27 protein-coding genes are annotated in these 24,223 nt (G+C 63.4%); 15 read left to right on the top strand and 12 right to left on the bottom strand.

Annotated elements, in window-relative coordinates:
• Positions 1 to 268 precede the first annotated feature (268 nt).
• The 7 genes from IQ35_RS08140 to mscL all read right to left on the bottom strand — a co-directional run bounded on the left by IQ35_RS08140 (position 269) and on the right by mscL (position 6,512).
• On the bottom strand, positions 269 to 1,117 hold the full coding sequence (locus IQ35_RS08140; RefSeq protein ID WP_040602659.1) for a CheR family methyltransferase: 849 nt from the start codon (positions 1,115 to 1,117) through the stop codon (positions 269 to 271).
• 28 nt (positions 1,118 to 1,145) lie between these two features.
• A complete protein-coding gene (locus IQ35_RS08135) occupies positions 1,146 to 2,234 on the bottom strand; it encodes a chemotaxis protein CheB (RefSeq protein ID WP_145072591.1) in 1,089 nt (362 codons plus the stop codon).
• A 59-nt stretch (positions 2,235 to 2,293) separates the two neighbouring features.
• Positions 2,294 to 2,659: a response regulator gene (locus IQ35_RS08130; protein WP_021244230.1), complete on the bottom strand. Its 366-nt coding sequence runs from the start codon at positions 2,657 to 2,659 to the stop codon at positions 2,294 to 2,296.
• An 82-nt stretch (positions 2,660 to 2,741) separates the two neighbouring features.
• Positions 2,742 to 3,179 (bottom strand): chemotaxis protein CheW, encoded by a 438-nt coding sequence (locus tag IQ35_RS08125; protein ID WP_021244229.1) that lies wholly within the window; start codon positions 3,177 to 3,179, stop codon positions 2,742 to 2,744.
• Entirely contained in the window at positions 3,176 to 5,539 is a 2,364-nt protein-coding gene (locus tag IQ35_RS08120; RefSeq protein WP_145072589.1) for a chemotaxis protein CheA, read from the bottom strand. The genes IQ35_RS08125 and IQ35_RS08120 overlap by 4 nt, the downstream gene beginning before the upstream one ends.
• 125 nt (positions 5,540 to 5,664) lie before the next feature.
• Positions 5,665 to 5,940: a hypothetical protein gene (locus IQ35_RS08115; protein WP_021244227.1), complete on the bottom strand. Its 276-nt coding sequence runs from the start codon at positions 5,938 to 5,940 to the stop codon at positions 5,665 to 5,667.
• 143 nt (positions 5,941 to 6,083) lie between these two features.
• Positions 6,084 to 6,512 carry a large conductance mechanosensitive channel protein MscL gene (mscL, locus tag IQ35_RS08110; RefSeq protein ID WP_021244226.1) on the bottom strand — a complete coding sequence of 143 codons (429 nt, stop codon included), beginning with the start codon at positions 6,510 to 6,512 and terminating at the stop codon, positions 6,084 to 6,086.
• Positions 6,513 to 6,614: 102 nt separating this feature from the next.
• Here mscL and IQ35_RS08105 point away from each other — a divergent pair, with 102 nt between their 5' ends.
• From IQ35_RS08105 to IQ35_RS08090, 4 genes are read left to right on the top strand one after another with little or no spacing between them, the layout of a single operon-like run.
• A complete protein-coding gene (locus IQ35_RS08105) occupies positions 6,615 to 7,217 on the top strand; it encodes a LemA family protein (protein WP_145072587.1) in 603 nt (200 codons plus the stop codon).
• 7 nt (positions 7,218 to 7,224) lie between these two features.
• Entirely contained in the window at positions 7,225 to 8,013 is a 789-nt protein-coding gene (locus IQ35_RS08100; protein WP_145072585.1) for a TPM domain-containing protein, read from the top strand.
• Positions 8,013 to 8,690 carry a TPM domain-containing protein gene (locus IQ35_RS08095; RefSeq protein WP_145072834.1) on the top strand — a complete coding sequence of 226 codons (678 nt, stop codon included), beginning with the start codon at positions 8,013 to 8,015 and terminating at the stop codon, positions 8,688 to 8,690. The genes IQ35_RS08100 and IQ35_RS08095 overlap by 1 nt, the downstream gene beginning before the upstream one ends.
• A complete protein-coding gene (locus IQ35_RS08090; RefSeq protein WP_145072583.1) occupies positions 8,687 to 9,229 on the top strand; it encodes an NUDIX hydrolase in 543 nt (180 codons plus the stop codon). Before IQ35_RS08095 ends, IQ35_RS08090 begins: the two co-directional genes overlap by 4 nt.
• Positions 9,230 to 9,283: 54 nt before the next feature.
• On the opposite strand, the gene IQ35_RS08085 is transcribed toward IQ35_RS08090, so the two are convergent.
• Positions 9,284 to 9,739: a DUF6456 domain-containing protein gene (locus IQ35_RS08085; protein WP_145072581.1), complete on the bottom strand. Its 456-nt coding sequence runs from the start codon at positions 9,737 to 9,739 to the stop codon at positions 9,284 to 9,286.
• Positions 9,740 to 9,834: 95 nt separating this feature from the next.
• Here IQ35_RS08085 and IQ35_RS08080 point away from each other — a divergent pair, with 95 nt between their 5' ends.
• The 3 genes from IQ35_RS08080 to modA are packed head-to-tail and all read left to right on the top strand — an operon-like array spanning position 9,835 to position 12,411.
• A complete protein-coding gene (locus IQ35_RS08080) occupies positions 9,835 to 10,398 on the top strand; it encodes a helix-turn-helix domain-containing protein (RefSeq protein WP_145072579.1) in 564 nt (187 codons plus the stop codon).
• A 59-nt stretch (positions 10,399 to 10,457) separates the two neighbouring features.
• Positions 10,458 to 11,636, top strand: coding sequence for a glycosyltransferase (locus IQ35_RS08075; protein WP_145072577.1), 1,179 nt, complete (start codon positions 10,458 to 10,460; stop codon positions 11,634 to 11,636).
• 1 nt (position 11,637) lies between these two features.
• On the top strand, positions 11,638 to 12,411 hold the full coding sequence (gene modA / locus IQ35_RS08070) for a molybdate ABC transporter substrate-binding protein (RefSeq protein ID WP_145072575.1): 774 nt from the start codon (positions 11,638 to 11,640) through the stop codon (positions 12,409 to 12,411).
• A gap of 9 nt (positions 12,412 to 12,420) precedes the next feature.
• Here modA and IQ35_RS08065 read toward each other — a convergent pair whose 3' ends face one another.
• Positions 12,421 to 13,167 carry an HAD-IIB family hydrolase gene (locus tag IQ35_RS08065; protein WP_145072573.1) on the bottom strand — a complete coding sequence of 249 codons (747 nt, stop codon included), beginning with the start codon at positions 13,165 to 13,167 and terminating at the stop codon, positions 12,421 to 12,423.
• A 129-nt stretch (positions 13,168 to 13,296) separates the two neighbouring features.
• On the opposite strand from IQ35_RS08065, the gene modB reads away from it, so the two are divergent.
• The 8 genes from modB (at position 13,297) to IQ35_RS08025 (ending at position 21,525) form a co-directional block, all read left to right on the top strand.
• Positions 13,297 to 14,004 (top strand): molybdate ABC transporter permease subunit, encoded by a 708-nt coding sequence (modB, locus tag IQ35_RS08060; protein WP_021244216.1) that lies wholly within the window; start codon positions 13,297 to 13,299, stop codon positions 14,002 to 14,004.
• Positions 13,994 to 14,605: an ATP-binding cassette domain-containing protein gene (locus tag IQ35_RS08055; protein ID WP_021244215.1), complete on the top strand. Its 612-nt coding sequence runs from the start codon at positions 13,994 to 13,996 to the stop codon at positions 14,603 to 14,605. The genes modB and IQ35_RS08055 overlap by 11 nt, the downstream gene beginning before the upstream one ends.
• A gap of 157 nt (positions 14,606 to 14,762) precedes the next feature.
• Complete coding sequence (locus IQ35_RS08050; protein WP_021244214.1) at positions 14,763 to 15,860, top strand: KpsE/RkpR family capsule polysaccharide export protein; 1,098 nt, start codon at positions 14,763 to 14,765, stop codon at positions 15,858 to 15,860.
• On the top strand, positions 15,860 to 16,669 hold the full coding sequence (locus IQ35_RS08045) for an ABC transporter permease (RefSeq protein ID WP_021244213.1): 810 nt from the start codon (positions 15,860 to 15,862) through the stop codon (positions 16,667 to 16,669). The genes IQ35_RS08050 and IQ35_RS08045 overlap by 1 nt, the downstream gene beginning before the upstream one ends.
• A complete protein-coding gene (locus IQ35_RS08040; RefSeq protein ID WP_021244212.1) occupies positions 16,669 to 17,325 on the top strand; it encodes an ABC transporter ATP-binding protein in 657 nt (218 codons plus the stop codon). The genes IQ35_RS08045 and IQ35_RS08040 overlap by 1 nt, the downstream gene beginning before the upstream one ends.
• Positions 17,326 to 17,338: 13 nt before the next feature.
• Complete coding sequence (gene glf / locus IQ35_RS08035) at positions 17,339 to 18,457, top strand: UDP-galactopyranose mutase (protein ID WP_031290767.1); 1,119 nt, start codon at positions 17,339 to 17,341, stop codon at positions 18,455 to 18,457.
• Between the two features lie 24 nt (positions 18,458 to 18,481).
• Positions 18,482 to 20,383, top strand: coding sequence for a glycosyltransferase (locus IQ35_RS08030; protein WP_145072571.1), 1,902 nt, complete (start codon positions 18,482 to 18,484; stop codon positions 20,381 to 20,383).
• Positions 20,356 to 21,525 (top strand): polysaccharide biosynthesis/export family protein, encoded by a 1,170-nt coding sequence (locus IQ35_RS08025; protein ID WP_021244209.1) that lies wholly within the window; start codon positions 20,356 to 20,358, stop codon positions 21,523 to 21,525. Before IQ35_RS08030 ends, IQ35_RS08025 begins: the two co-directional genes overlap by 28 nt.
• An 87-nt stretch (positions 21,526 to 21,612) precedes the next feature.
• On the opposite strand, the gene IQ35_RS08020 is transcribed toward IQ35_RS08025, so the two are convergent.
• From IQ35_RS08020 to IQ35_RS08005, 3 genes are all read right to left on the bottom strand, one after another.
• On the bottom strand, positions 21,613 to 23,112 hold the full coding sequence (locus IQ35_RS08020; RefSeq protein ID WP_158636622.1) for an N-acetylneuraminate synthase family protein: 1,500 nt from the start codon (positions 23,110 to 23,112) through the stop codon (positions 21,613 to 21,615).
• Complete coding sequence (locus IQ35_RS08015) at positions 23,051 to 23,755, bottom strand: inositol monophosphatase family protein (RefSeq protein WP_021244207.1); 705 nt, start codon at positions 23,753 to 23,755, stop codon at positions 23,051 to 23,053. Before IQ35_RS08015 ends, IQ35_RS08020 begins: the two co-directional genes overlap by 62 nt.
• A gap of 311 nt (positions 23,756 to 24,066) precedes the next feature.
• Positions 24,067 to 24,223: transposase (locus IQ35_RS08005; RefSeq protein ID WP_199739929.1), on the bottom strand; the 157-nt coding region annotated here is incomplete at its 5' end.

Here is a 24,223-nt window from a genome sequence, read left to right as displayed (position 1 = left end):
CGCCCTTTCCGGGCCGCTTTTGCATGAAGCGGCGCTCGGATGAAGACAATGGCGGAGAGCGGCCCCGCAATCAAGCGCGGTGAAAGGAACGGGCGTTACGGAACATGCAAACCCGCGCTGACTGGCAGCTATGGGTGGTTGGCGGACGTCGCAGAGCCCTCTTCCGTCATGCCAGCGAAAGCTGGCATCTCTCTTCTTAGACACGACCCAGCCCAATGATATCCCAGTTTCCGTTGGGACGACGGATGTTAAACGTCCGCTCCGCCGATCAGACCGCCGGACCCATCGGTCCGTCCACGTAGAGCGGCTGGACCGGCGGGCGGCGATAGGCGCCTCTGAACTCGGGATGAGCGACAAAGGGATCGCCATGTCCCATCGCCGTTTCCCCCGCGCCCAGCAACAGGACGGAATGATCGTGACTGTGCCGCGCCAGCAGGTCGAACACCTTCTGCCGCCGCTCCTGCGTGAAATAGAGCATCACATTGCGGCAGAGCAGGAGATCGTAGCCGCCGCCGGGCGCACGGGGATTGAACAGATTGTCCTGCCGGAAATCGATCATCGCGCGCAATTGCGCGCTGGCGCGCCAGCCGTCGGCGACCGGCTCGAACCATTTGAGCAGGTCGTTGATGGACAGCCCTCTCTGGACGTCGATCTGGGGAAATATCCCGTCGCGCGCGCGTGCGATCGCCGTCGCCGAAATATCGGTCGCCAATATCTCCACACGCCAGCGGTCCCAGACCTCGACGTCGTTGCAAAGCTGAATAGCGAGCGAATAGGCCTCCTGCCCGGTGGAGCAGCCCGCGCTCCAGACGCGCAGGCGGCGATCCTGCTTGCGCGCGCGGATGTGCGGCAGAATCTGCTGCCGGATCATTTCGAAGATCTGGGGATCGCGAAAGAAGCTGCTTTCATTGTTCAAAAGCGCGTCCACGACCTCTATCTCAAGGCGCGGATCGCGGTAACGCGTCAGATGCGCCGCCAGAATCCCGATATCCTGCAAACCGTGCGCGCGCAGGATGGGCTTGAGCGCGGTTTCCACCCGCCAGCCACGCTCGGGCGACAGGACCTGCCCGGTCCGGGCTTCCAGCAAAGCGGAAAGAACCCGAATGCCGCGCTGCATCACGGACGCCCCGGAGACGGAATGATGTTCAAGAGCGCGCCTTTCCGTGCCGCGCGACAAAAGCCATGATCGCTTGCGGTTCAAGCACCGCGCAACTCAGTCCCGCCGCGGCAACCGCTCCGGGCATACCCCACACGACACTGCTGGCTTCATCCTGCGCGACGACCCAGCCGCCCGCGGCCACGATATCCCGCGCGCCGGCCGTTCCGTCACGCCCCATGCCGGTGAGGACGACCCCCGCGCCGGCTGCGCCATAGGTTTCCGCTATGCTGGAAAACATGGGATCGACACCCGGCAGATTGCCCGACGGGGTGCGTTCGGACGTGAGATGGACGCATACCCGCCCCCGCAAATTACGCCGCAGCCGCAGATTGGCGTCGCCCGGAGCCACAAAGACCGTATCAGGCTCCAGCACATCGCCCTGCTCCGCGACCCTGACCTTGAGGCTGGTCATCAACGCCAGTTGCTGCGCGAAATAAAAGGTGAAACTCGCGGGAAGATGCTGGGTCAGCAATATCGGCACGCCCAAGGGCGCGGAAAGGCCGCCGAACAGCAGGCCGAGCGCATGGATGCCGCCCGTCGACGCGCCGATCCCCAGACAGGCCAGGGGAAGATGCGCCGAAGCCGTATCCATCGGGGGCGGAGGCGATTGCGCTTCCGGTACTGGCGGCGGCGGATCACCATGCAGCAACCGTTTGAGCCGTTCGATCAGCGCCTGGGGGAATTGCTGGCCGAAACTGCCGCTGCACGGCTTGGACAGGATATCGCTCGCGCCCAGGGCAAGGGCCTGGACGGCGACGGCGCTTCCCGCCTCGCAATTGCCCGAAAGGATAGCCACCCTGACGCGCGGACAGGCCTGAAGGATGGCCGGCAGCGCCGCCAGTCCGCTCTGGCCGGGAAGCTCCAGGTCCAGCAGCACCAGATCGACCGGAGACTTGGCGAGATAGTGCAGCGCCTGTTCCGCATTGTTGATCTTGCGCACTACCCTGAAGGCTGGATCGCTGTTCAATATCCGCTCGATAACGGTGCGGACGACCACCGAATCGTCGACCACGAGCACGCGCGCGGCCGAAGCGGCGGCGCGCGTGCTGTGGAGGATGGGAACGATGGCATTCATGGGACGAAGAAGACTTTCCGGACAAGAAGAAGAACGCGGCTTAAACCTCGGTCGACGCTCTAGATCACGCCGACGATGGCGAGCTTGCTTTCAAGCGTTTCGCGATCGAAAGGCTTCATCACATATTCGTCGGCGCCCGCCTCCACCGCTGCCTTGATGTGGCCGATGCCGTTTTCGGTGGTGCAGAATATGACCTTGGGCCGCGTCTCGATCCTGGCGCTGGACAGGGCCTGAAGAAACTCCATGCCGCTCATCACTGGCATGTTCCAGTCCAGCAGGACCACATCGGGGGACGATTCCTCACATTGAATCAGGGCGTCCTGCCCGTCCACCGCCTCGCGGACCGACAGGTCGAGCGATTCGAGTATGTGGCGGGCGACCTTGCGGATGACCTTGGAGTCATCGACCACCAGGCAGTTCTTCATGATGCGTCCCTTGCATTTTTTCTTGTCGAGCGGGCGAACTTAGATTCGAAGACCAAGCAAATCGTAAACATGGATATCCCCCTCATGCGGCCTGATCCGCGATCCCGTTTTCCAGAAAGCCCGAAGGCGAAACCAGCAGCCAGGGCACGGCTTCATGCTCCACGATAGCGCGGGCATAGGGCATCCAGACCGGATCGAGCCGGCCGCGCAAGGGCAGCGCCCCCTCGGGCACCCAGCAGATGTCCGACACCTCGTCCACCATCAGGCCATAGCTGTGTCCGCCGATATCGGCGATGATCGCCAGTTCCCTTCTTTCGGCGGGTGTGGCCGCGCCATGGATCAGCGCCGCAACGTCTATGACGGTCAGGACGCGGCTGCGCAGGGCGGACAGTCCGGCCACATGGCGGCCGAGGCCAGGCACGGGCGCGATGTCGGTCAGCCTGACCACGGCCTCGACTTCCTCCGCCGCGATCGCCACCCGCGCCCCGGCAAGGGTCGCAAAAAGATAGAGCTGCTTCATTGCCCCGCTCCCGCGATGGCTGCCATCAAGGCGCGCCGATCATAGCGATAGATGCTGGCGTCCTGTGGTCCCGAGGGCTGCGGGGCGGCACGCAGCTGAACGGTCCGGCAGCCCAGAACGTCTGCCGCCTGCATGGCGTCCGAGGTGGTGCAAAGCACGATGTCGCTCGGATCGACGGCCGCGCCCTCGGGCAGACCGATCAGGACTTCATGCCCCGCCTGACGAAGCAGAGGCGCCAATATTTCCCGCGCCCAGCCGTCCTCCGCGTCCGCCAGCAGGCAACGGCCAGGATGTTTGCGTTCCGCCGGTTCGTCCGGCAGCGACGCGAACAGGGCAAAGGGGTTGAGAACTTCCAGATGCTCTCCCTCCACGACGCATACGCCGCTCAGATTGCCGTGCATGGCCACCATGTCGGGCACGGCGGGCATCTGAACGATATCGAGCACCGCCGCGACCGCATAATAGGCTTCCCGCCGGTCGTCGCGCAGGCGAAGGGCCGACACGGTTTCCCGCGCAAAGCCTTGACAACCATTGACGACGGGGACAAGCCTGTCCTTCAGCCGCACGAAGGCGCGATCGCCCGAATGGCCGAAAAGATCGGCTTCCAGTTCCTCCACCCTTTCGATCAGGGATAGCTGAAGCAGGCGGCGCTCTCCCGACAATTCCTCGAACCGCAGGGCCGCGACCATCTCCGTCCCCTCCTTCGCGTCCGTCCTTTCCCCAGCCGTCCTCACGGCGTCGGCGTGCTCGGCGATTTCGGACAGGTCGGCCTTTCGGGCGAGGCCGCCGGTGTCCAGCAGCAGCATCGGCTTGCCATTGTCGGGCAGCGTCATCCCGGCATAGATGCCGCTGGCCATCACGATGGGCGAGGCAGGACGGATAACCAGTTCCTCATGATTCTCGACCGCCGACACGCCCAGCGCGAAGGGAAGGCCGCTGGCCGAACGGACGACCATGACGGTGCGCGGTCCCGGCTCGGCGGGGATATCGAGGCCCAGCACATCCTCCAGGTCGATCATCGAATGGCGGACGTCGCGGATCGTGGCGATCCTGGCGCCGCCCACTTCGCCGATGCGCAGCATGGCGTTGTTATCGTGGAGGATTTCGACGACGGCCGCTCTCGGAATAGCGAAATGAAGGCCGCCCGCGCGCAGGACGAGGCCTGGGATGATCGTCAGGGTCAGCGGGACGCTCAGGGTGATGCGCAAACCTCGTCCCGGATGATTATCCAGCCCGATCGTCCCGCCGATGCGTTCCACATTCGCCCGGACCACATCCATGCCCACGCCGCGCCCGGAAACGGCGGTCACGGCGGAGGCGGTCGAAAGCCCGGCCTGGAAAATGAGATCCAGTCTTTCCGCCTCGTTCATGCGGGCGGCCGCATCCGGCGTCAGGCGGCCGGCGGCAATGGCCTTTTCGACGAGACGGGCGGTGTCGATGCCTGCGCCGTCATCGCTGATCTCGATGACGATCTGGTTGCCGGACTGGCGCGCTTCCAGCCGTAGCTGGCCGGTTTCCGGCTTGCCCAGCGCCCGGCGGCGCTCGGGCGTTTCTATCCCGTGATCGATGCTGTTGCGGACGATATGGATGAGCGGGTCGACCACCATTTCGACCATTTCCCGGTCCATCTCCACATCCCCGCCTTCAAGGCTGAGTTCGATCCGCTTGCCCAGGTCTCGGCCCAGGTCGCGGACAGTGCGGGGAATGGCGGCGAACAGCCGGTCGATCCGCTGCATCCGCGTGCGGGAAATCGCATCGCGCATTTCGGCGACGCAGCCTGACAGACGTTCGAACGCCCCTTCCAGCGCGGGATCGCCGGCCCGGTCGCGCAACTGGCGCGCCAGTTCGTTGCGGGCAAGCACCATGTCCGACACGCCGTTCATCAACTGATCGATCAAGGCGAGCGGCAAGCGGATGGTGCGGGGCGCGGCCTGGGCCGAGCCATGGCGCGGCACCGGGGCGGGCGCGTCGGACTCGGCTTCGGATTCGGATTCGTGCACGGCAAGGGCGGCGACGAGATATTCGTCATCCTCCTGCGCCAGCGGCGCGCCGACCGCGACGGCCTGCGTAAGTTCGGCAATCCGGTCCATGATGCCCAGAACGGCGTTGACCGTCGCCGCGTCGGGATGGCGCTTGCCGGAACGGATGTCCGACAGCACGTCCTCCGCCGCATGGCTGAGACGCTCGAAGCGAGGGAGATGCAGGAATCCGCAGCTGCCCTTCACGGTGTGGAAGAATCGGAAAATGGCGTCCAGACGGCCGCGATCAGATGGGTCCGCTTCCCACGCGATTATCTCTCCGGCAAGAGCCTCCAGGGATTCTTGCGTTTCCGATATGAATTCCTGAAGGAGTTCGTCCATTCCCACGGCCCCATGAATGCGTGCGTTACCATGGTGATGCGTGGTTAAAGGGGCGTTAAAGGCCATAAAAATAGGGCGCCGCTTTCTATCGCGACGCCCCTGCGCGGCTATAGCCGCCGTAGAAATTACTTCTTTTCGTTCTTTTCGACCGTGTCGGCTGCCGCTTCCCCGGCCTCGCGGGTCGCGTCGGCCTTGTTCTCCAGCGCGTCGGCAGCGTTTTCCGCGGCATTTTCGGCAGTCCCGGAAAGGTTATCCGCCGCCGCTTCCATGTTCGCCGCCTGATTATCGAGTGTATCCGCCTGGTTCTCGTATGCGTTCTCGACCTTGTTCTCCTGCTTGGAATCGCAAGCTGCAAGCGCGACCATGCTGGCAAGGCCAAGGACTGTAACGATGGTTTTCACGGCGTTTTCTCCTGTTGCGCCCCCTTGGGCTGACGTCATCGATCGGGCAGGACCGACGCCAAGCCGTCCCCAACCCTGACCGCGATCAACCGGTCGAGCGGCAGATGGTTCCCCTTATTCGCTCGATTCATCGCATTCCTAGCTTATTTTTTGAGCGAATCCCGGATTTCGCGCAGCAGCAGAACGTCTTCAGAAGGCCCGGCGGGGGCTTCTTCCGGCTTGGCTATCATGCGGTTGACGGCCTTCATCAGCAGGAAGATGATGAACGCCAGGATGAGGAAATTGACCAGCACGGTCAGGAACTCGCCCCAGCCGAACATGGCGACGCCCGCCGCTTTCAGATCCGCATAGCTATCCGGGTTGCCCTTGAACCCCGCGGGGAGATCGCCCAGCCGGATGAAGTAGCCGGAAAAGTCCGCGCCACCGAACAGATAGCCCACGACCGGCATGATGAGGTCGTCGGTCAGCGATTTGGTGATGGTGGCGAATGCGCCGCCGATGATGACGCCGACCGCCAGATCCATCACATTGCCGCGATTGATGAAAGCCTTGAATTCGGAAATAAGACCCATGATGAACCCCTTGTTCTCCCTTCGATAAAGCCAACATGCGCCGTTGCGCCCGATCGGACAACAGCCTATTTCCATGCAGCGAAACACAGCAGAGGATGCTCCATGCCACGCTTCTCCCGCCTCCGTGCCATTTTCCTGCTCTTGATCGGCGCGCTGGCGCTGTCGGCCTGCGGGATCAACAGCGTGCCCGCCGCCGAGGAAGTGGCAAAGGCCAAATGGGCCGATGTGCAGGCGCAATATCAGCGCCGCTCCAACCTGATCGGCAACCTGGTCGCCACGGTGAAGGCCGCGGGCAAGCAGGAGCAGGACACGCTGGTCCGGGTGACGGAAGCCCGCGCCAGGGCGACTTCGGTGCAGGTCAGCGCCGGAGACCTGTCCGATCCCGCCAAGGTCGCGCAGTTCCAGCAGGCGCAGGCGCAGCTCAGCCAGGGCCTCGGCCGCCTGCTCGCTTCGGTGGAGGCATATCCCGATCTCAAGACCAATCAGAATTTCCTCGACCTGCAATCGCAACTGGAAGGAACGGAGAACCGCATCGCCGTCGCCATCCGCGATTATAACGAGGCCGTGCGCGCCTATAATACGCGCATCCGCACCTTCCCCGACGCGATCGGCGCGAAAATCATCCATGGCGCAAAGCCCATGACCCCGTTCCAGGCGACCACGCCGGGCGCGGAGGAAGCGCCGAAGGTCGATTTCGGCACTTGATCCTCTGATGCTCCGCCGCCTTCTCCTGATCCTGATGCTGCTGGCCTTCGCGCCGGCGGCGCAGGCGCAGACCTTTCCCAAGCTGACGGGACGGGTGGTGGACGACGCAGGGCTGCTCGCTCCCGCGCAGGAGCAGGCGCTCGACCAGCGGCTCGCCGCGCTGGAGCAGCAGAGCGGGCGGCAGGTCGTGGTCGCGACCATCCCCGACCTGCAAGGCTATGATATTTCCGACTATGGCTATCGGCTGGGCCGGGAATGGGGGATCGGCGACAAGGAGAAGAATGACGGCGCGCTGCTAATCGTCGCGCCCAATGAGCGGCGCGTTCGCATCGAGGTCGGCTATGGGCTGGAGGGCATAATGACCGACGCCCTTTCATCGCAGATCATCCGCAACGCGATCACCCCACGCTTCAAGTCGGGCGACATGGCGGGCGGCATCGCGGCGGGCGCGGAGGAGATCGGCGCGCTGCTGGCCCTGCCGCCTGAAGAGGCAAAGGCGCGCGCGCAGGCCGCCGCCGCGCAGGAACGGCAGGGCGGCGGGAATGGCGGCACGGTGATGGCGATCTTCTGGATCATCGTGCTCGGCATCATCTTCATCGCCATGATTGCCGGACGGGGACGGGGCGGACGCCGCTATCGGGGCGGCGCGGGACCGATCATCCTGTGGGGTCCTTCCGATTCCGGCTGGCATGACAGCGGCTCCGGCTGGGGCAGCGGAGGCGGCTGGGGCAGCGGAGGCGGATTTTCCGGCGGCGGCGGCGGCTTCGGCGGCGGCGGCGCGTCGGGGGGATGGTGATGCGCCTTCACCTCAGCGAAGCCGACCATGATCGCGTCACGGCAGCCGTGGCGGCGGCGGAGAAGGAAACCGACGGCGAAATCGTCACCATCGTCGCGCGCCGGTCCGACGCCTATCACGATGCGGGGCTGCATTGGGCCATCGGGGCGGTCTTCCTCGGCCTCTCGCTGGCGGCGGCTTTTCCGGGCCATGCGCGCGCGCTATGCTCCCGGCTCCTGAACAATTGGGATCATGACCTCCCCGACTGGCAGATGCTGACGGTGCTGCTCGGTTTCCTCATCCTCCTCTTTCTGGCGGTGCGCTATGCGCTGGCGTGGATGCCCCTGCGGATGGCTCTTACGCCCGCCGCGACCAAGACGCGCCGGGTGCATCGACGCGCGATGGCGCTGTTCCGCGCCGTGGCGCAGGGCCGGACGCGGGGAGGGACCGGCGTGCTCATCTACCTCTCGCTGGACGAGCATCGCGCGGAGATCGTCGCCGACAGCGCCATAAACGAGAAGGTGAGCGCGGTAACATGGGGCGCCGCCATGGCCGCCCTGATCGACGCAGTGCGCGACGGGCGGCCGGGGGAAGGCATGGCGGCGGCCGTGGCGCAGGTCGGCGCGGTCCTCGCCGCGCATTTCCCCAAGAGCCAGGACAATCCCAATGAACTGCCCGACAGGCTGATCGAATTATGAGCGAACAGGATATGGCGACGGCCGAAGAGACGATGTGGGCCGGACGCTTCATCACCGCCAAGAAGCGGGGAAGATGGGAATATGTCAGCCGCGCCCGCAATATCCGCGCTGCCGTGATCCTTGCGATCGACGAGGATACGCAGGGACGCCACGTCCTTCTGGTCGATCAGTTCCGGGTGCCGCTGGGTCGGCGGTGCATCGAATTGCCCGCCGGACTGGTAGGGGACAAGGATGCGGGAGAAGATGCTGTCGACGCAGCAGCCCGCGAGTTGGAAGAAGAGACGGGCTATCACGCGGGCCGGATGGAATCGCTGGGGGAATATTATAGCTCACCAGGTATGATCTCCGAAAGCTTCACGCTGTTCCGAGCGCATGATCTGCAAAAGACGGGGGAAGGTGGCGGCGTCGATGGGGAGGATATTCACGTCCATCGCCTGCCCCTCGACACTCTGGCCGCGCAAATCGGCGCATGGCGCGCGGAAGGCTATGCCATCGACGTGAAGCTGTTGCTGCTCTTGGGCGCGGGGATGATCGGTTAGACGATTGCTTGTAGTGGCTACCTTCGGCCAGTTGCGGCTATTTCCCCAAATCCGTCATCCCGGCACGCGATACCAGTCCGCCACCCGGTCCAGCGCCAGCGTCAGCACCAGCTTCCCCGCGCGGCTTGGCCAGCCCAAAGCGCGTTCGGCCGCGGTGATCCCTTCTCCCGCGCAGGCGACCCGCCACAATATGTCGGCCAGCCCCGGCCCCGCCGCGCGGATTGCGCCGTCGAAGCGTTCCCGCGCCGAAAGCTGCGCCAGCGACGGATCGGGCCGCCCCCTGCCCCCGCGCCCTTGCGGCGGCGCGCCGTCCCAGCGCATCGTGACGCGCGGCCCCAGTCCCGCCTTTTCCCAATCGGCGCGCAGCATGTCCCCCGCGACATAATGCCGTTCCTTCAGATGCCCCCGCGCGTGAAGCCAGCTCAGCGGCGATTCGCCGAGATTGACCGTCACCTGCTGCAGGCGGCCTGCGGGGTCTTCTATCGTCTGCTCCACATGAATCGCGGTCATGGCTGTCCTCCTTTGGCTGACGGGAAAAGACGGCTTGCCACGACGGATGGAATGTAGGAAAGAGAAAAACCAAATAGGTAAAATATGGGGACCAGATGATTACGCGCATCCGTGCCGTCCGCAAGGCGAAGGGGCTGACGCTGGAACAGGTGGGAGCGCTTTGCGATCCGCCGACCACGGCGCAGACCATCGGGCGGCTGGAAACCGGCACGCGCACCGTTTCGGTGAAATGGCTGAACCGGATCGCCAGGGCGCTGGACGTCAGCACCGCCGAACTGGTCGCCCTGCCGGGGCAGAGCGTGGGACCCGTCGCCGCGCTCCTGGGACCGGAAGGCGCGCGCGCGCCTACCCGCGCCATGACGCTCCCCCCGCCGCTCGCGACCGAAGAGCTGCTCGGCATCCATGTCAGTGCCAGCATCGGCGATTATCGCAACGGCGACGCCATCTGGTGTCGCCGGATCGCGCCAGACGCCTTCGCCGGCGCGCTCAACCGCGACATATTGCTGCCCCGCCCGGCGGGACGCTTCCTGTTCGGGCGGCTGATCGGGCGCGAAGGGGGCCGGCTGCACATCCTGCCGCTCGGCGTGAACGCGCGGCAACTGGTGCTGACCGACCCGCCCTGGGGCGCGGTGGCGGTGCAACTTGTTCGACAACTATAGGCAAGCGCGCATTTTCCCCCTAACCATCCCGTAACCATGGACATGCTAGGAAAAAGGTCATGACGCTGAACGTCCTCATGCTGTCCACCCTTTTCCCGGACATGAGTCGGCCTAATTTCGGCGTCTTCGTCGAGCGGCAGGCGCGCGAACTGGCGAGCCGACCGGACGCGCATGTCACCGTCGTCGCGCCCGTCGGAATGCCGCCCTGGCCGCTGTCGAATGCCGCGCGCTATGCCCCCCTGCGCGCCCTGCCGCGCAAGGAGCGGTGGAAGGACATGACGGTCTATCGGCCCATATTCCGCATCATCCCGAAATTCGGCGGGCGCACCAATGTCGGCAGCATGACCCGCGCCATCCTGCCGCTGATCCGGCGGCTTCACGCCGAACGCCCCTTCGACGTGATCGACGCCAGCTTCTTCTTCCCCGACGGCCCGGTCGCGCAGCGTCTGTCGCGGGCGCTGGGCATTCCCTATTCGGTCAAGGCGCGGGGCGCGGACATCCATTATTGGGGCGCGCGCCGCGGCACCCGCAGCATGGTGAGGCGCGCGGCGGACGGCGCGGCGGGGCTGCTGGCCGTATCGGGCGCGATGAAGCGCTCGATGGCGAAAATGGGCATCGATGACGACAAGATCCGCGTCCATTATACCGGCGTCGACCTCGACCGCTTCGAGATAGCCGACCGCCCGGCGGCCAAGGCGGCTTTGGGTTTCGAGGGGCCGGTCGTCCTGTGCGTCGGCGCGTTGATTCCGCGCAAGGGGCAGGACTTGCTCGTCCGGGCGCTGCCACTCCTGCCCGACGTCACATTGCTGATGGCCGGACAGGGGCAATATCGGCGCACGCTGGAAAAGCTGGCAGAAGAGCTGGGCGTGGACCGGCGCATCGGCTTTCTCGGCTCGGTGCCGCATGACCGGTTGCCGCGCGTCTATGCGGCGGCCGACGTCATGGCGCTGGTGTCCTCGTCCGAAGGACTGGCCAATGCCTGGGTGGAAGCGCTGGCCTGCGGCACGCCCATCGTCGTCAGCGACGTAGGCGGCGCGCGCGAACTGGTGGACCGCCGCGAAGCGGGACGCATCGTGGAACGGGAGCCGGAAGCGATCGCCGCCGCCATAAGCGACATTTTGAACAATCCGCCGGACCAGGCGGCGGTGCGCGAGACCGCGCTGCGCTTTACCTGGCAGGCTAACGGCGATGCCCTGCTCGATCATTTGCAGGGCATCGCGGGCAACGGCGCGGATTGATATGCGGAAAGGGAAACTGCTCCTCGCCCTCGGCTGGCTGGCGTTGCTGCTCGCCGCCTTCCCCGCCATGGCGGCATCGAAGCGGGGGCCGCTGATCCTCGCCGCCGCCAGCCTTCAGGAATCGATGAATGCCGCCGCCGATGCCTGGGCAGCGAGAGGCCATCCGCGTCCCGTCCTGTCCTTCGCCGGGTCTTCCGCGCTGGCGCGGCAGATCAAGGCGGGGGCGCCTGCGGACCTCTTCCTGTCGGCCGATGAGGACTGGATGGACGATGTGGAGCGGGCAGGCTTCCTGCAAAGGGGCACCCGCGCCGATCTGGCGGGCAACCGGCTGGTGCTGGTCGCGCCAGCGGGGCAGCGGGTGGCACTGCGGATCGGACGCGGGATGCCCATAGCGCGGGCGCTGGGCAATTCCCGGCTTGCCATGGCCAACCCCGACAGCGTGCCCGCCGGGAAATATGGGAAAGCCGCGCTGACGGCACTCGGCGTCTGGCCCTCCGTCTCCGCCAAGGTCGCCCGCGCGGACAATGTGCGCGGCGCTCTGGCGCTGGTGGAGCGCGGCGCGGCGAAGCTGGGCGTGGTCTATGCGACCGACGCCCGCGCGTCGAAACTGGTGCAAGTGGTCGGCGTGTTTCCGGCGGACAGCCACGCGCCGATCCGCTATCCGCTTGCGCGCCTCAAAGCCAGCACGCACAGGGATGCGGAGGGTTTCCGCCGCTTCCTGCTATCCGGAACGGGACGGGCGATCCTTGGGCGATATGGTTTTACCGCTTTCTGAGAACAGCGGCTATTTCTGGCAGGCGACGATCGCATCGATCACCGACAGCGTCTCCTGCGGATCGCGAACGCGGACCGTGTCGAGTCCCAGTTCCTTCGCCGGATAATCATTGCCGCCGGGGAAGATCGCGTCGCCGATGAACAGCATGGCGTCCAGTGCAATCCCGCTCGCGTCGCGCAGCTTCTTGATGCCATAGCCCTTGTCCACCCCCTCGCGCGTGATGTCGATGGAGGTCGCTCCGCCCATATTGATGGAAAGCCCCGGCAGCCGCCGGCGCAGGTCCGCCTGGATGATCTTGCGCTTGGCGAAATCCGGGTCCCATATCTCCTTGGCATGGATCGGGGCCTGCTGCCCCAGTGCGGAGAAGGTGATCTGGCTTCCGCGATCCTCGATCCGCTCGCCCCATGTCTGCTCAGGCACGAAGCCGGCCGCTTCCAACGCGGCGTCGAAAGCGGTCAGTATCTCCTGTTTCCGCGTCTCGTCGAACAGTTCGGCATAGACCGGCGACCATGCGCCATCCTGGTGGGTATAGAGCTTCGTCCCCGTCGTCGGCATCAGCCACAGCCGCGACAGATCGGCGGGGGCGGGCAGGCGGCTTGCCACCTGCTTGTCGAACTGCGGCCAGTCTCCCCCCGAAATCACCGCGACATGCGCCACGGCGAGCAGCCGGGCAAGCGCCTGCGCCATCGCATCGCTCAAAGGCTGCTTGCTTTCCGCCAAGGTGCCGTCAAGGTCGAACGCGATCAGTTCTTTCATGTCCGGAAGGCTCCAACAAAGGCCATGGAGAAGATTGCCCTTTTGCTTATGATGGGCCGCGATGCCGATAGAGCCGCGAGGCGCTATCGGCAATCCTTTCGCATATTTCCTTAAAGGTTTTTCCGGTTCGTGACAGATTGGAACATCAGTCCTGAGGAATGGACCGTCATCGGCCTGTCGCTCAAGGTCAGCGTGGCGGCCGTGGCGCTGATGCTGCCCATTTCCTTCGCCTTTGCCTGGATATTGGCGCGGTGGCGTTTTCCCGGCAAATTGCTGCTGGATACCGCCGTGCACCTGCCTCTGGTCGTCCCCCCCGTGGTCACGGGATGGCTGCTGCTGCTGCTTTTCGGGGCCAATGGCCCGATAGGGCGCTGGCTGCTCGACTGGTTCGGCGTGACTTTGCTCTTTCGCTGGACGGGCGCGGCGCTGGCGGCGGGGATCATGGCCCTGCCCCTGATGACGCGCGCGATCCGCCTGTCCATCGAAGCCGTCGACCGCAGGCTGGAGGACGCGGCGCGGACATTGGGCGCGGGACGGTTCAGGGTGTTCCGTACCATCGCCCTCCCCCTTTCGCTGCCCGGCATATTGGCCGGCGCGGTATTGGGTTTCGCCCGCGCGATCGGCGAGTTCGGGGCGACGATCACCTTCGTGTCGGACATACCCGGCGAAACGCGGACGCTGCCGATAGCCATTTATTCCGCCTTGCAAATGCCCGGCGCGGAGGCTGCCGTCAGCCGCCTTGCGATCATATCGGTGATTTTGTCGCTGGGCGCGCTGCTCATTTCCGAACTGCTCGCCCGAAGAGCCGCAACGGGTGTCAACAGCCATGTCCTTTGATATCGACGTGACCAGGCAGCATGGAAAGCGGCGGATCGCCCTGTACCATCGGACGCAGGCGCGGATCGTGGCGCTGATCGGTCCGTCAGGCGCCGGCAAGACGAGCATCCTTAGCATGGTCGCGGGATTGCTGAGGCCCGATCACGGCCATGTGAGCGTTGCGGGAGAAACGCTTTTCGACAGTGATCGCCGCTTCGCCCTGCCGCCGGCGCGGCGACGGCTCGGCTATGTCTTTCAGGATCGCCGCCTCTTTCCGCACATGCGCGTGCGCAACAATCTGCTTTATGGATACACGCCCTCTTCTCCGCACTCGCTGGACGATCTCGCAGGTTTCCTAGGCATCGGGCATCTGCTGGACCGTTGGCCGGGCACGCTGTCGGGCGGCGAGGCGCAACGGGTCGCGATCGGCCGCGCGCTTATGTCCGATCCGCGCGCGCTGTTGATGGACGAACCGCTTTCGTCTGTCGATCCGCGTCGCAAAGCGGAAATATTGGACATGATTCGCCACATACCCGACATAAGCCAGGTGCCTATCCTCTATGTTACGCACGACCTTGGCGAAGCCCATCGATTGGGAGCGGAAATCGTTATGATGACGTAGCGATCTGCTCCTTAGGCCGGACGGCGTGAAGAACGAGCGGCCGCGCCGCGTTCCGCTCCATTCCGGGGGCATGCCCCGGAAAAATCGGTGGACATGCCCAAAGGGCCGCTTTAGGTGCAGGGTCTTATTCACCGCCGCTGCAAGCTAGTGGAACATTATGACAAAGATCTTTCGCAAGAAAAGCAATCTATTTCTTGCGGTGGTTATTTTCCCGACGCTGTTGTCCATCCTCTACTTCGGAATATTTGCGTCGGACGTATATATATCCGAATCCCGGTTCGTCGTGAAGGCGCCCAAGCAGGCCGCCAGCGACGGAGTGGGACTGCTGTTGCAATCGGCCGGTTTCAACAATGCCAATGACGAGGTTTTCGCGTCGGCCGACTATATCCTTTCGCGCACCGCCCTTCAGCAATTGAACAAGGACGGCGCCGTCACGGCGGCCTATACCCATCCGAACATTTCCATTTTCGACCGCTTCAATCCGCTCGGCCTGAACGGATCGTTCGAGAAGCTGTTCAAATATTACAATCAACGCGTCCATGTGACAGCGGACGCCCGTTCCGCGATCAGCACGCTGGTGGTGCGCGCCTATAGCAGCGAAGATGCCTACAAGCTGAATTCCCGCCTGCTGGAACTGGCGGAAGAGATGGTCAATCGACTCAACACCCGGGGACGGGACGATCTCATCAGATACGCCACGGCGGAAGTGGAGCAGGCCAAGAAGCAGTCCCGCACGGCATCCCTGGCACTTGCGGCCTATCGCAACCAGGAGGGCGTCGTCGATCCGCAGCAGCAGGCCGCGCTCCAGCTTCAGATGGTATCGAAGCTCCAGGACGAACTGATCACGGTCAAGAGCCAGTTGATCCAGCTTCGCGCATTCACGCCGCAAAACCCCCAGATTCCCGTGCTGGAGAAACGCGCCGGGATTCTGGGCACGGAAATCTATGAACAGGCGGGCCGTGTAGCGGGCGGCAACAAGTCGCTCGCCGCGACGGCGGTGGAATATCAGCGCCTGCAACTCGAAAACGGTTTTGCCGAACGCCAACTCGCCGGGGCGATGGCTTCCTTGCAGGAAGCGCAGAACGAAGCACGGCGCAAGCAGGTCTATGTGGAGCGCATCGTCAATCCGAACCGCCCGGACAGCGCGCTGGAGCCAAGGCGCCTGCGCGGCATCTTCGCGACATTCGTGGTCGGCATGATCGCCTGGGGCATATTGTCGCTGCTGATCGCGGGCATCAGGGAGCATCAGAGCTGATGACCAGACCGGCGCCGCCGGGACTGGGCGGCAATTTCCTCGAGCAATGGCTGGTTCAGCGCCGTGTCATCGGCGCGCTGCTGATGCGGGAAATGCTGACCCGCTACGGGCGGCGCAACATCGGTTTCCTCTGGCTGTTCATCGAACCCATGATGGTGACGCTGACCGTCGCGGCCATCTGGACGGCGCGCGGTTTCCATCAGATTTCAGACATTCCCATCATATCCTTCGTGATTACGGGCTATTCCGGCATCCAGCTCTGGCGCAACATGTCGCGGCGATGCATCAACGCCATCGAACCCAACCAGGCACTGCTCCGGCACCGGCCCGTGAAGATGCTGGACATCTATCTGGCGCGGATGCTGTTGGAAGTGGCGGGCACGACCACATCCTTCACATTGCTTTGCGTGGTCTTCCTGGTCTTCTCGGACCAGATTTCGCCGCCCGAGGACATTCTGAAATTGGTGTTCGCCTGGTTCCTGCTGGCCTGGTTCGCGATGGGCATGTCCATCACCCTGGGCGCGCTGTCCGAGCTTACTCCGCTGGTGAGCAAGTTCTGGCCGCCCATGATCTACATTCTCTATCCCCTGTCCGGCGCGATGTTCCTGGTGGACCCGTTGCCCTATGGAATGCGGGAGGTCGTCCTGTATATTCCCATAGTCCATGCCAATGAAATGTTGCGCGACGGCTTTTTCGGATCGCATTTCCAGGCCCATTACGACCTGTCCTATCTCATCGGATGGTGCATGGGCCTCTGCATTGTGGGACTGGGTATAAGCCGCCTGACGGTGGAACACAGGCTGAGCTGATGATCGTTCTTGAACAGGTGACCAAAAGATACCCATCGCTCCGGGGCCCCATCCAGGTGCTCAAGGGTATCGACATGACCATCGCCATGGGGGAAAAAGTCGGCATCATCGGACGCAACGGCGCCGGCAAATCCACCCTGATCCGCATGATCGGCGGCGGCGAGAAGCCGACCACCGGCACGGTCACCAGGACCATGAGCATTTCCTGGCCGATCGCCTTCTCGGGCGGCTTTCAATCCGGCCTGACGGGCAGGGACAATCTGCGCTTCATCTGCCGCATCTATGGTCAGGACCCGGCGGAAAAGCTGCCCTTCGTCCAGGAGTTTTCCGAACTGGGCGACTTCCTCGACCAACCGATCAAAATCTATTCGTCCGGCATGAAGGCGCGTCTGGCCTTCGCCATTTCCATGGCGATCGATTTCGATTGCCTGCTCATCGACGAGGTGATGGCCGTGGGCGACGCGAAATTCAACGCAAAGAGCAAGGAAGAATTGTTCGAGAAGCGCGCGCACAAGGCGATGATCATCGTTTCGCACAATATGAAATATATCAAGAGCAACTGCAATCGCCTCTATCTGATGCATGACGGCCGCGTGCAGCATTTCGAGGATGTGGAAGAGGGTATTGCCGCCCATCAGACGATGATGGCGAGCTGAACGGAGAGCAGGATTGTCGAGAATATGCATCGTGGGGGCCGGCTTTACCGGCGCCGTCATCGGGCGTGAACTGGCGGAGGCGGGAATCGCCTCGCTGATCGTCGATGAACGCGCGCATGTCGCAGGCAACTGCCACACGGAGCGCGATGCGGAATCGGGCGTGATGGTGCACCGATACGGCCCGCACATCTTCCACACCGATAGCGAGCGGGTGTGGAATTACGTGCGCCGTTTCGGCACGTTCGAACCCTATGTGAACCGGGTCAAGACGACGGTGGGCGGCAAGGTCTATTCCATGCCGGTCAACCTGCACACCATCAACCAGTTCTTCGGCACGGCCATGTCGCCCGACGAGGCGCGCGCCTTCGTGGCTTCCAAGTCCCGCACCGACATCGAAGATCCCCAGACCTTCGAAGAGCAGGCCATGAAATTCGTCGGCGAGGAACTCTATGAGGCGTTCTTCGCCGGCTACACGCGCAAGCAATGGGGACTGGAGCCTTCCATGCTGCCCGCTTCCATCCTCAAGCGCCTGCCGTTGCGCTTCAACTATGACGACAATTATTTCAATCATCGCTTCCAGGGGATGCCGCGCAACGGTTACACGCCGATCGTGGCGGCGATCCTCGATCACCCGCTGATCGAACTGCGCACCGGATGCCGTCATGAGGATCTGACCGAGGATTTCGATCATCTCTTCTATTCCGGCCCCATCGACCGCTATTTCAACTACGATCTGGGGCGCCTCAGCTATCGCACGCTGGATTTCGAGATGATACGGGCCGAGGGCGATTATCAGGGAACGGCGGTCATGAACTATCCGGACAGCGACATTCCCTTCACTCGCATTGCCGAACACAAGCATTTCGCGCCGTGGGAAGCCGGGCAGTTGGAGAAGACCGTCGCTTTCCGCGAATATAGCCGAGCCTGCGGACCGGACGACATTCCCTATTATCCGATCAATCTGGTCGGCGGCATGGACATGCTCCAATCCTATCAGGACCGCGCCGCGCTGGAACGGAATGTCACCTTCGCGGGACGTCTTGGCACCTATCAATATCTCGACATGGACGTGACCATCGATCGCGCGCTGGATGTCGCGGCGGCCTATCTTCAGCAACGTGCCGCGGCGTGAAGCCTGCAAGATGTTCGGGGACCGATGACCGGATCGCCAACACAGCATAGCCGTTTCGCCTTCCCCCTTTTCGCTCTGCTGGAGGGGCTGGAACAGTTCAGCGGCGCCATGCCCTGCGATGCGGCGGCGTTCGGCCCCGGACGGATCGAAACCCAAGGCGCGCTGACGGTGCGGCTCGACCGGCTGTTCGACATTTTCTTCGAAAGCTATTGGCGGCGTCATGCGGGATTGACCGAAATTGCGCTGCGCTTTCGCCTGTCGGGCACGGCGCGGGTCGACATCCTGCGACGATGGGCGGATCGCGGCGAAGAGGAAACCGTTGCGACCGCGACGTTTCAGGGCGCGGGCGAAACCGCCGAAATGGCCGTTCCCCTGAACCTTTGCCAGGACGGAGAGAGCGGCGCGAGCTACCTCATCGCCGTCCTTCACCTGTCGGAAGGCGCGCAGGCGCATGATCTTGCCTGGTGCGCCGCGGCTGCACCTTTGCGGGACGTGCGGCTGGCCGGGGTCATCTGCACCTTCGAGCGGGAAGATATGCTTGCGCGCAATCTGGCGCGCTTCACGGAGATGGACGGCCTTTTCCATCGGCTGTTCGTTATCAATCAGGGAAAGCCCGGCATCGGTAAGCGGATGGAAGCGCATATCGGCGCCCCTCCTTCCCTTACGATGCTCGATCAATCCAATTTGGGGGGCGCGGGGGGATTTACTCGCGGCATCATGGAAAGCCTCGACCATCCGGACATCACGCATATCCTGCTGATGGACGACGATATCGACGCGCATCCCCGCCTGCTGGCGCGCATCGCCACGATCCTTGCCTATGCAGGCGCGCAGGACTGCATAGGCGGCGCGATGCTCGATCTTTACGATCCGGGCAAGCTCTTCACCTGCGGCGACCGGCTCGATCCCGCGCGCCCCGCCATCCTCAACATCGTTCCCGACGAACCGTGCGACGTGACCACCGACGCCGGACGCGACTTCATCGCGCGGCACCATGCGCCCGATTTCAACGGCTGGTGGTGTTTCGCCTTTCCCGTCGCCGCCGTCCGGCAGTGCGGACTGCCGCTGCCGCTTTTCATCCGGGGCGACGATGTGGAGTTCGGCTATCGCCTCTCCCGCGCCGGTTTCCGCACGCTTGGCTGGGCGGGCGTCGCGGTGTGGCACATGCCCTTCCGCCTGAAGGCAAGGCCGTGGCACGCCTTCTATGACCGCCGCAACATGCTGTTCCTGTGCGAAGCGCATGGGCTGTTTTCCAGATGGCGGCTGGCGCGGTCCGCCTGGGGCAGCTTCCTCAACGCCATCGTGACCTATGACTATGCCCGCGCGGCCGCCACGGTCGAGGGGATAAGCGCGTTCAACAAGGGCGCGGAGCATCTTCTGAGCTGGACCGGCGAGGACCATGCCGCATTGCTCCGGCGCACCCGCAATCCGTCGCTGCCCGAACGCCCGGCCGACGCGTCCGTCCCGGCAGGCGACCCGCCTTCCCCCGACCGCGCGATCACCTTCAAACGCTTTCTGCGCGACCTCCTCCTTCCCGTCGGTCGATCGGCACGCGTCCACGCGGTCGACGCGCGGGAATGGCATCCCGCCATCCGCCATCGCCCCGCGCGGGTCCTGATCCGCGAGCAGCCCGATGGGCCGGGCATCCATCGCGGCTACCGCTGGAGGAGCGTCGCCCTTCTTTCGGCGCGGGCGCTGGGCGCCATCGGCATCCTGCGCTGGCGCCGGCGCCTGGAACCCGAACAGATAGGGCAACTCGCCAGTCTCGCCTCCTGGCGGCACTATCTTTCGCGGCCCGAACGCGACGATAACGGCCAGCCATGCGATAAAGCCTTTGCAAGCCCGCCCGATGACGGCATTGCTCACTCCCAACAGTCAAAAGCGACGAGTCCAGAATCATGCGATCCCACATTGCCCAAGCCCTGATCCCCGCGTCGTCGCTGCTGCTCCTGCTGCCGGGCTGCACGGGCTTCGATACGTCCGTCGGCCCCAGCAAGGGGCAGGTTACAAAAGCATCGGTCGATGAAACGATGCAGGGCGTGCGGATCATCACCGTCACCGATCAGATCGCACGGCAGATCCAGGCGCAGGAAACCCACGCCAGCTTCGCGGATGCCCTGCCCCCCGCGCAACCCAGCGGCCAGGTGATCGGCAAGGGCGACATCCTTTCCGTCATCATATGGGAAGCGCCACCCGCCGCGCTGTTCGGGGGCGCGGGCGCCGGCCTGGGGCGGATGACGGCTCTGGACACCGCGACCGCCACCCCGCTGCCGGAAATGCAGGTCGGTCCGATGGGCGATATCGCCGTGCCCTATGCGGGCCATATCCGGGCGGAAGGCCGCACCCTGCCGGAAGTGGAACGGGACATCGTGGCGCGCCTGTCAGGCAAGGCCCATCTGCCGCAGGTCTCCGTGCGCCTTGCCCAGAATGCGGCTTCGCAGGTTACGGTCGTCGGGGAAGTCACCACCAGTTCGCGTATGCCGCTCTCTCCCAAAGGGGAAAGACTGCTGGACGCCCTGGCCGCGGCCGGCGGCACGAAGCAGCCGGTCGACAAGATGACGGTCCAGATCACGCGGGGCGATCAGGTGGAAAGGATGGCGCTGTCGGACGTCATCGCCAACCCGCGTGAGAATATCATCCTGCGTTCCGGCGATGTCGTGACCGCCCTGTTCCAGCCCTACAGCTTCACTGTCCTGGGGGCCGCCGGCCGCAATGAGGAAGTCAATTTCGAGGCGCGCGGCATCAGCCTGGCGCAGGCGTTGGGCCGCATGGCGGGCCTGGAGGACCGACGCGCCGATCCCAAGGGCGTGTTCCTGTTCCGCTGGGAAGACCCCGACGCCATCCCGGGGGGACCGAGGGATGCGGCGCGGGATGACAAGGGCCGTGTTCCCGTCATCTACCGGATCAACATGAAAGATCCGGCCACCTATTTCGCCATGCAAAGCTTCGCGATGAAGAACCGCGACGTCGTCTACATCTCCAATTCTCCGGTCGCGGAATTCCAGCGCTTCTTCGGCATCATCGCCTCCACCGTCCTGCCTGCCGTCGCGGTCAGCCGGGCGTTCTGAGCCGACTCCTCCATGCCGCCCGCATGGGATGGGCAACGCCTTCTCCCCTTCCCGTCCCAAAGGAAGGGGTGAGACCGTCGCGCCTGCTCATTTGCGATATTTGTGGTGCTCGCTGTCGTTGATCTGCTTCTGATCCGAACCCAGGATCAGTTCGGTTTCCCGAATATGGTCGACATATTCCCGGAAATCAGGCGTCGTCAGATCGACCGCCACCGCATCGAAATGCGCCCATTCGGTGTTGCCCAGCTTCACGTGCTTTTCAAGCATCCGCGCACCGGCCGCTACCGCCAAGGCCGAAGCCTTCCAACCATGATCGTGGCTGGAATAGCCCGGAACGATACGCGGATTTTGCTTTGACAGGTTATGATAGTGGCGGACCACGCCGATATTGCAGTGTTCCAAAGGCGTCGGATAGGCCGAATTGCACTGCAACAAATAGATCCGTTCACAGCCCGAAAAGGCTTCCGTCACGAAACGCTCATAGCTTTCGTCCGTCATGCCCGTCGAAAGCACCACTGAACCTTTATAATTTTCCGCCACGAACTTCAGATAGCTTTTATGCTCGGAAATCGTGGAAGGCAGCTTCACCATCGGCACGCCGATATCCATCATGAAATGGAAGGACGGCTCATCCAGCACGGAAGCGAACCAGCCGATCGAAAGATCGCGGCACAGCGCATCCACGAACGCAAAATCGTCCTTGCTGAGTTCGAGCTGGCGCCGATAGTCCTCGAACGTCTTGCCGAAGGGGGAGCTATAGGGGGAGGATAGCTGTTCGCGGCTGTAGAAGCTGTCCACGTCCCGCTTTTGCAGCTTGATGTAATTGGCGCCCGCCGCCTTGCTTGCGCGGATCATCTTTTCCAGACGGAATCGGTCGCCGAAATGATTGGTGGTGAGTTCCGCCACGATGTCCACGCCATATTCGGCCGCCGCGCGATCCTGCGCCCCATGGCCGTTCAATTCCTCCGGCGTTATCGCGCTGAAAGAGCGATTGCCGACATGGCGAATGTCCAGCGGGCTGTCGCGCAACGCATAGAGGGCGTTGATGAAATAGAATTCCTGCGCGGAAATCTTGAGCGAGCGTTCGTCCGCGCTGCCTTCGGTATAGTCACGAGCGAACGACCTGCTGTAGCCTTTCTCGGCGGCGAAATCGAAACCGAGCATGTAGACGGTTTGCGGCCGGCCACGAATGGCCGCGATCTGACGCGACAGCTTGAGGGCCGTGACGAACAGCACCTCCTCGACCTCCAGACTGTCCGTCATCATCCGCTGCATCAGCAGTTCGGAGGTTTCCTGATTCAAATGAACGAGCGGCGCTTCCACGACCGGCTTGTCGCCCGCCTTGAAACCGGACTGCGCGGTCAGATAGAGGCGGGAGCGATAGCCGGATTCCTTCAATCCGCTTTCGACCCAGGCATCGTAGAAAATGGTGATATCGGCAGGAGCGATCCGCTCGGCATCATTGAGGCCGATGACGAGCGAATTGGCGTAAACATGCGGATCGACCAGATCGACCGACGGCCCCTTACCCAGGATGTAGATTGTGTCGGTTGCGTATGTCGACGCGATATTTCCGATCAGGCTCAAGAAATTGCCCGTGATAGTCTGCATCATTCACCCTAACCAAACAGCCATGTTCGAGCGCCAGCATGACGCCGGGCAGGAGATCCCAGGCATAGGCGCCCTTCGGATTGATGAAACGCGCGAAGCTGCCTCGAACGACATTATAGATGTTATAGACCGCGCAGCCGGTAACGCGATATTCGATTGCGTCCCGGATGCCGGCGGCAATATCGTCATGATAGGAAGAGGAAAAGCCGGTGATGCGGGAGCGCAGGCCCGGAGCGGGATCGCCAGTCATGAGATGTTCGCCCAACTCGGGCATCATGAGCAGGCTTCCCTGATGGACGCCGTCCTTCCAGATACCCAGTGAAACGCCCCATTCCTTGAGGCCCGAACAGAAATTTTCCGTACCGTCTATGGGGTCCAGCAAGACGAAATAACCGTCCTGCCCGCCCGCCTGGAAATCATAGCTTTCCTCACCGACAAAGCGAAGATCGGGAAGACGATTCCGCAGCAGATCGTGCAATTTCCCTTCGATGAACCGATCCGCTTCCGTAACGGGACTTGAATCAGGCTTGTATTCGATCCGATAGCGCCGTTCCATGATTTGCGGCATCATCGATTCTATCGCGGCCAGGCACTCCTTGAGCAGCGCATTGATATCCATAATTTGCTCTTTTCCGGTTCGTGCCGACTTGCAAGATTGCCTACTCACTAGCATTCAGAGGGTCAACCCGAGTTGCGCGCCCTTGCTGGCAACCCTCTGCGGACATCAGAAAATCTATATCCAACGCGGTTTCAACCCTCTAACCTCTCTTATTCACGACGCTCGGTTTCGGGTCCGCTCTGGGCATTTGCTGCGGCTGGCTGTATTGCGCGGACGACCGGCATCGCTGGCGTTTGTTTCACCGCATTCGGATTGATGGGCTTTTCGGGTTGAAGGGCTGGGCTCGGAGTTCTGCGGCGCTGCCGCATGGGCTACGTCGGCGCAGGCTTCAGCCGGAGAACGAGGGCGCGGAACAGGTCGGCATCCGGACAGGCGGAAGCGAAGGCAATGCGGATGCGGCTAGCACTTTCTACGACGCGCGCAGCGACCTTGAGCAGCCGCAGGCGCAAGGTGGTAAACTCCGCGCTT

Source organism: Sphingobium wenxiniae (assembly GCF_007830065.1).
GTDB lineage: Bacteria > Pseudomonadota > Alphaproteobacteria > Sphingomonadales > Sphingomonadaceae > Sphingobium > Sphingobium wenxiniae.
Note: the sequence above shows the minus strand (reverse complement) of the source record. Positions and strands in the feature narration are given on the sequence as shown.

Bases quoted from the DNA above. Each gene is read 5' to 3' on its own strand.
- IQ35_RS08140 (WP_040602659.1), bottom strand. From the start codon at position 1,117: ATGCAGCGCGGCATTCGGGTTCTTTCCGCTTTGCTGGAAGCCCGGACC.
- IQ35_RS08135 (WP_145072591.1), bottom strand. From the start codon at position 2,234: ATGAATGCCATCGTTCCCATCCTCCACAGCACGCGCGCCGCCGCTTCG.
- IQ35_RS08130 (WP_021244230.1), bottom strand. From the start codon at position 2,659: ATGAAGAACTGCCTGGTGGTCGATGACTCCAAGGTCATCCGCAAGGTC.
- IQ35_RS08125 (WP_021244229.1), bottom strand. From the start codon at position 3,179: ATGAAGCAGCTCTATCTTTTTGCGACCCTTGCCGGGGCGCGGGTGGCG.
- IQ35_RS08120 (WP_145072589.1), bottom strand. From the start codon at position 5,539: ATGGACGAACTCCTTCAGGAATTCATATCGGAAACGCAAGAATCCCTG.
- mscL (WP_021244226.1), bottom strand. From the start codon at position 6,512: ATGGGTCTTATTTCCGAATTCAAGGCTTTCATCAATCGCGGCAATGTG.
- IQ35_RS08105 (WP_145072587.1), top strand. From the start codon at position 6,615: ATGCCACGCTTCTCCCGCCTCCGTGCCATTTTCCTGCTCTTGATCGGC.
- IQ35_RS08100 (WP_145072585.1), top strand. From the start codon at position 7,225: ATGCTCCGCCGCCTTCTCCTGATCCTGATGCTGCTGGCCTTCGCGCCG.
- IQ35_RS08095 (WP_145072834.1), top strand. From the start codon at position 8,013: ATGCGCCTTCACCTCAGCGAAGCCGACCATGATCGCGTCACGGCAGCC.
- IQ35_RS08090 (WP_145072583.1), top strand. From the start codon at position 8,687: ATGAGCGAACAGGATATGGCGACGGCCGAAGAGACGATGTGGGCCGGA.
- IQ35_RS08085 (WP_145072581.1), bottom strand. From the start codon at position 9,739: ATGACCGCGATTCATGTGGAGCAGACGATAGAAGACCCCGCAGGCCGC.
- IQ35_RS08080 (WP_145072579.1), top strand. From the start codon at position 9,835: ATGATTACGCGCATCCGTGCCGTCCGCAAGGCGAAGGGGCTGACGCTG.
- IQ35_RS08075 (WP_145072577.1), top strand. From the start codon at position 10,458: ATGACGCTGAACGTCCTCATGCTGTCCACCCTTTTCCCGGACATGAGT.
- modA (WP_145072575.1), top strand. From the start codon at position 11,638: ATGCGGAAAGGGAAACTGCTCCTCGCCCTCGGCTGGCTGGCGTTGCTG.
- IQ35_RS08065 (WP_145072573.1), bottom strand. From the start codon at position 13,167: ATGAAAGAACTGATCGCGTTCGACCTTGACGGCACCTTGGCGGAAAGC.
- IQ35_RS08055 (WP_021244215.1), top strand. From the start codon at position 13,994: ATGTCCTTTGATATCGACGTGACCAGGCAGCATGGAAAGCGGCGGATC.
- IQ35_RS08050 (WP_021244214.1), top strand. From the start codon at position 14,763: ATGACAAAGATCTTTCGCAAGAAAAGCAATCTATTTCTTGCGGTGGTT.
- IQ35_RS08045 (WP_021244213.1), top strand. From the start codon at position 15,860: ATGACCAGACCGGCGCCGCCGGGACTGGGCGGCAATTTCCTCGAGCAA.
- IQ35_RS08040 (WP_021244212.1), top strand. From the start codon at position 16,669: ATGATCGTTCTTGAACAGGTGACCAAAAGATACCCATCGCTCCGGGGC.
- IQ35_RS08030 (WP_145072571.1), top strand. From the start codon at position 18,482: ATGACCGGATCGCCAACACAGCATAGCCGTTTCGCCTTCCCCCTTTTC.
- IQ35_RS08025 (WP_021244209.1), top strand. From the start codon at position 20,356: ATGCGATCCCACATTGCCCAAGCCCTGATCCCCGCGTCGTCGCTGCTG.
- IQ35_RS08015 (WP_021244207.1), bottom strand. From the start codon at position 23,755: ATGGATATCAATGCGCTGCTCAAGGAGTGCCTGGCCGCGATAGAATCG.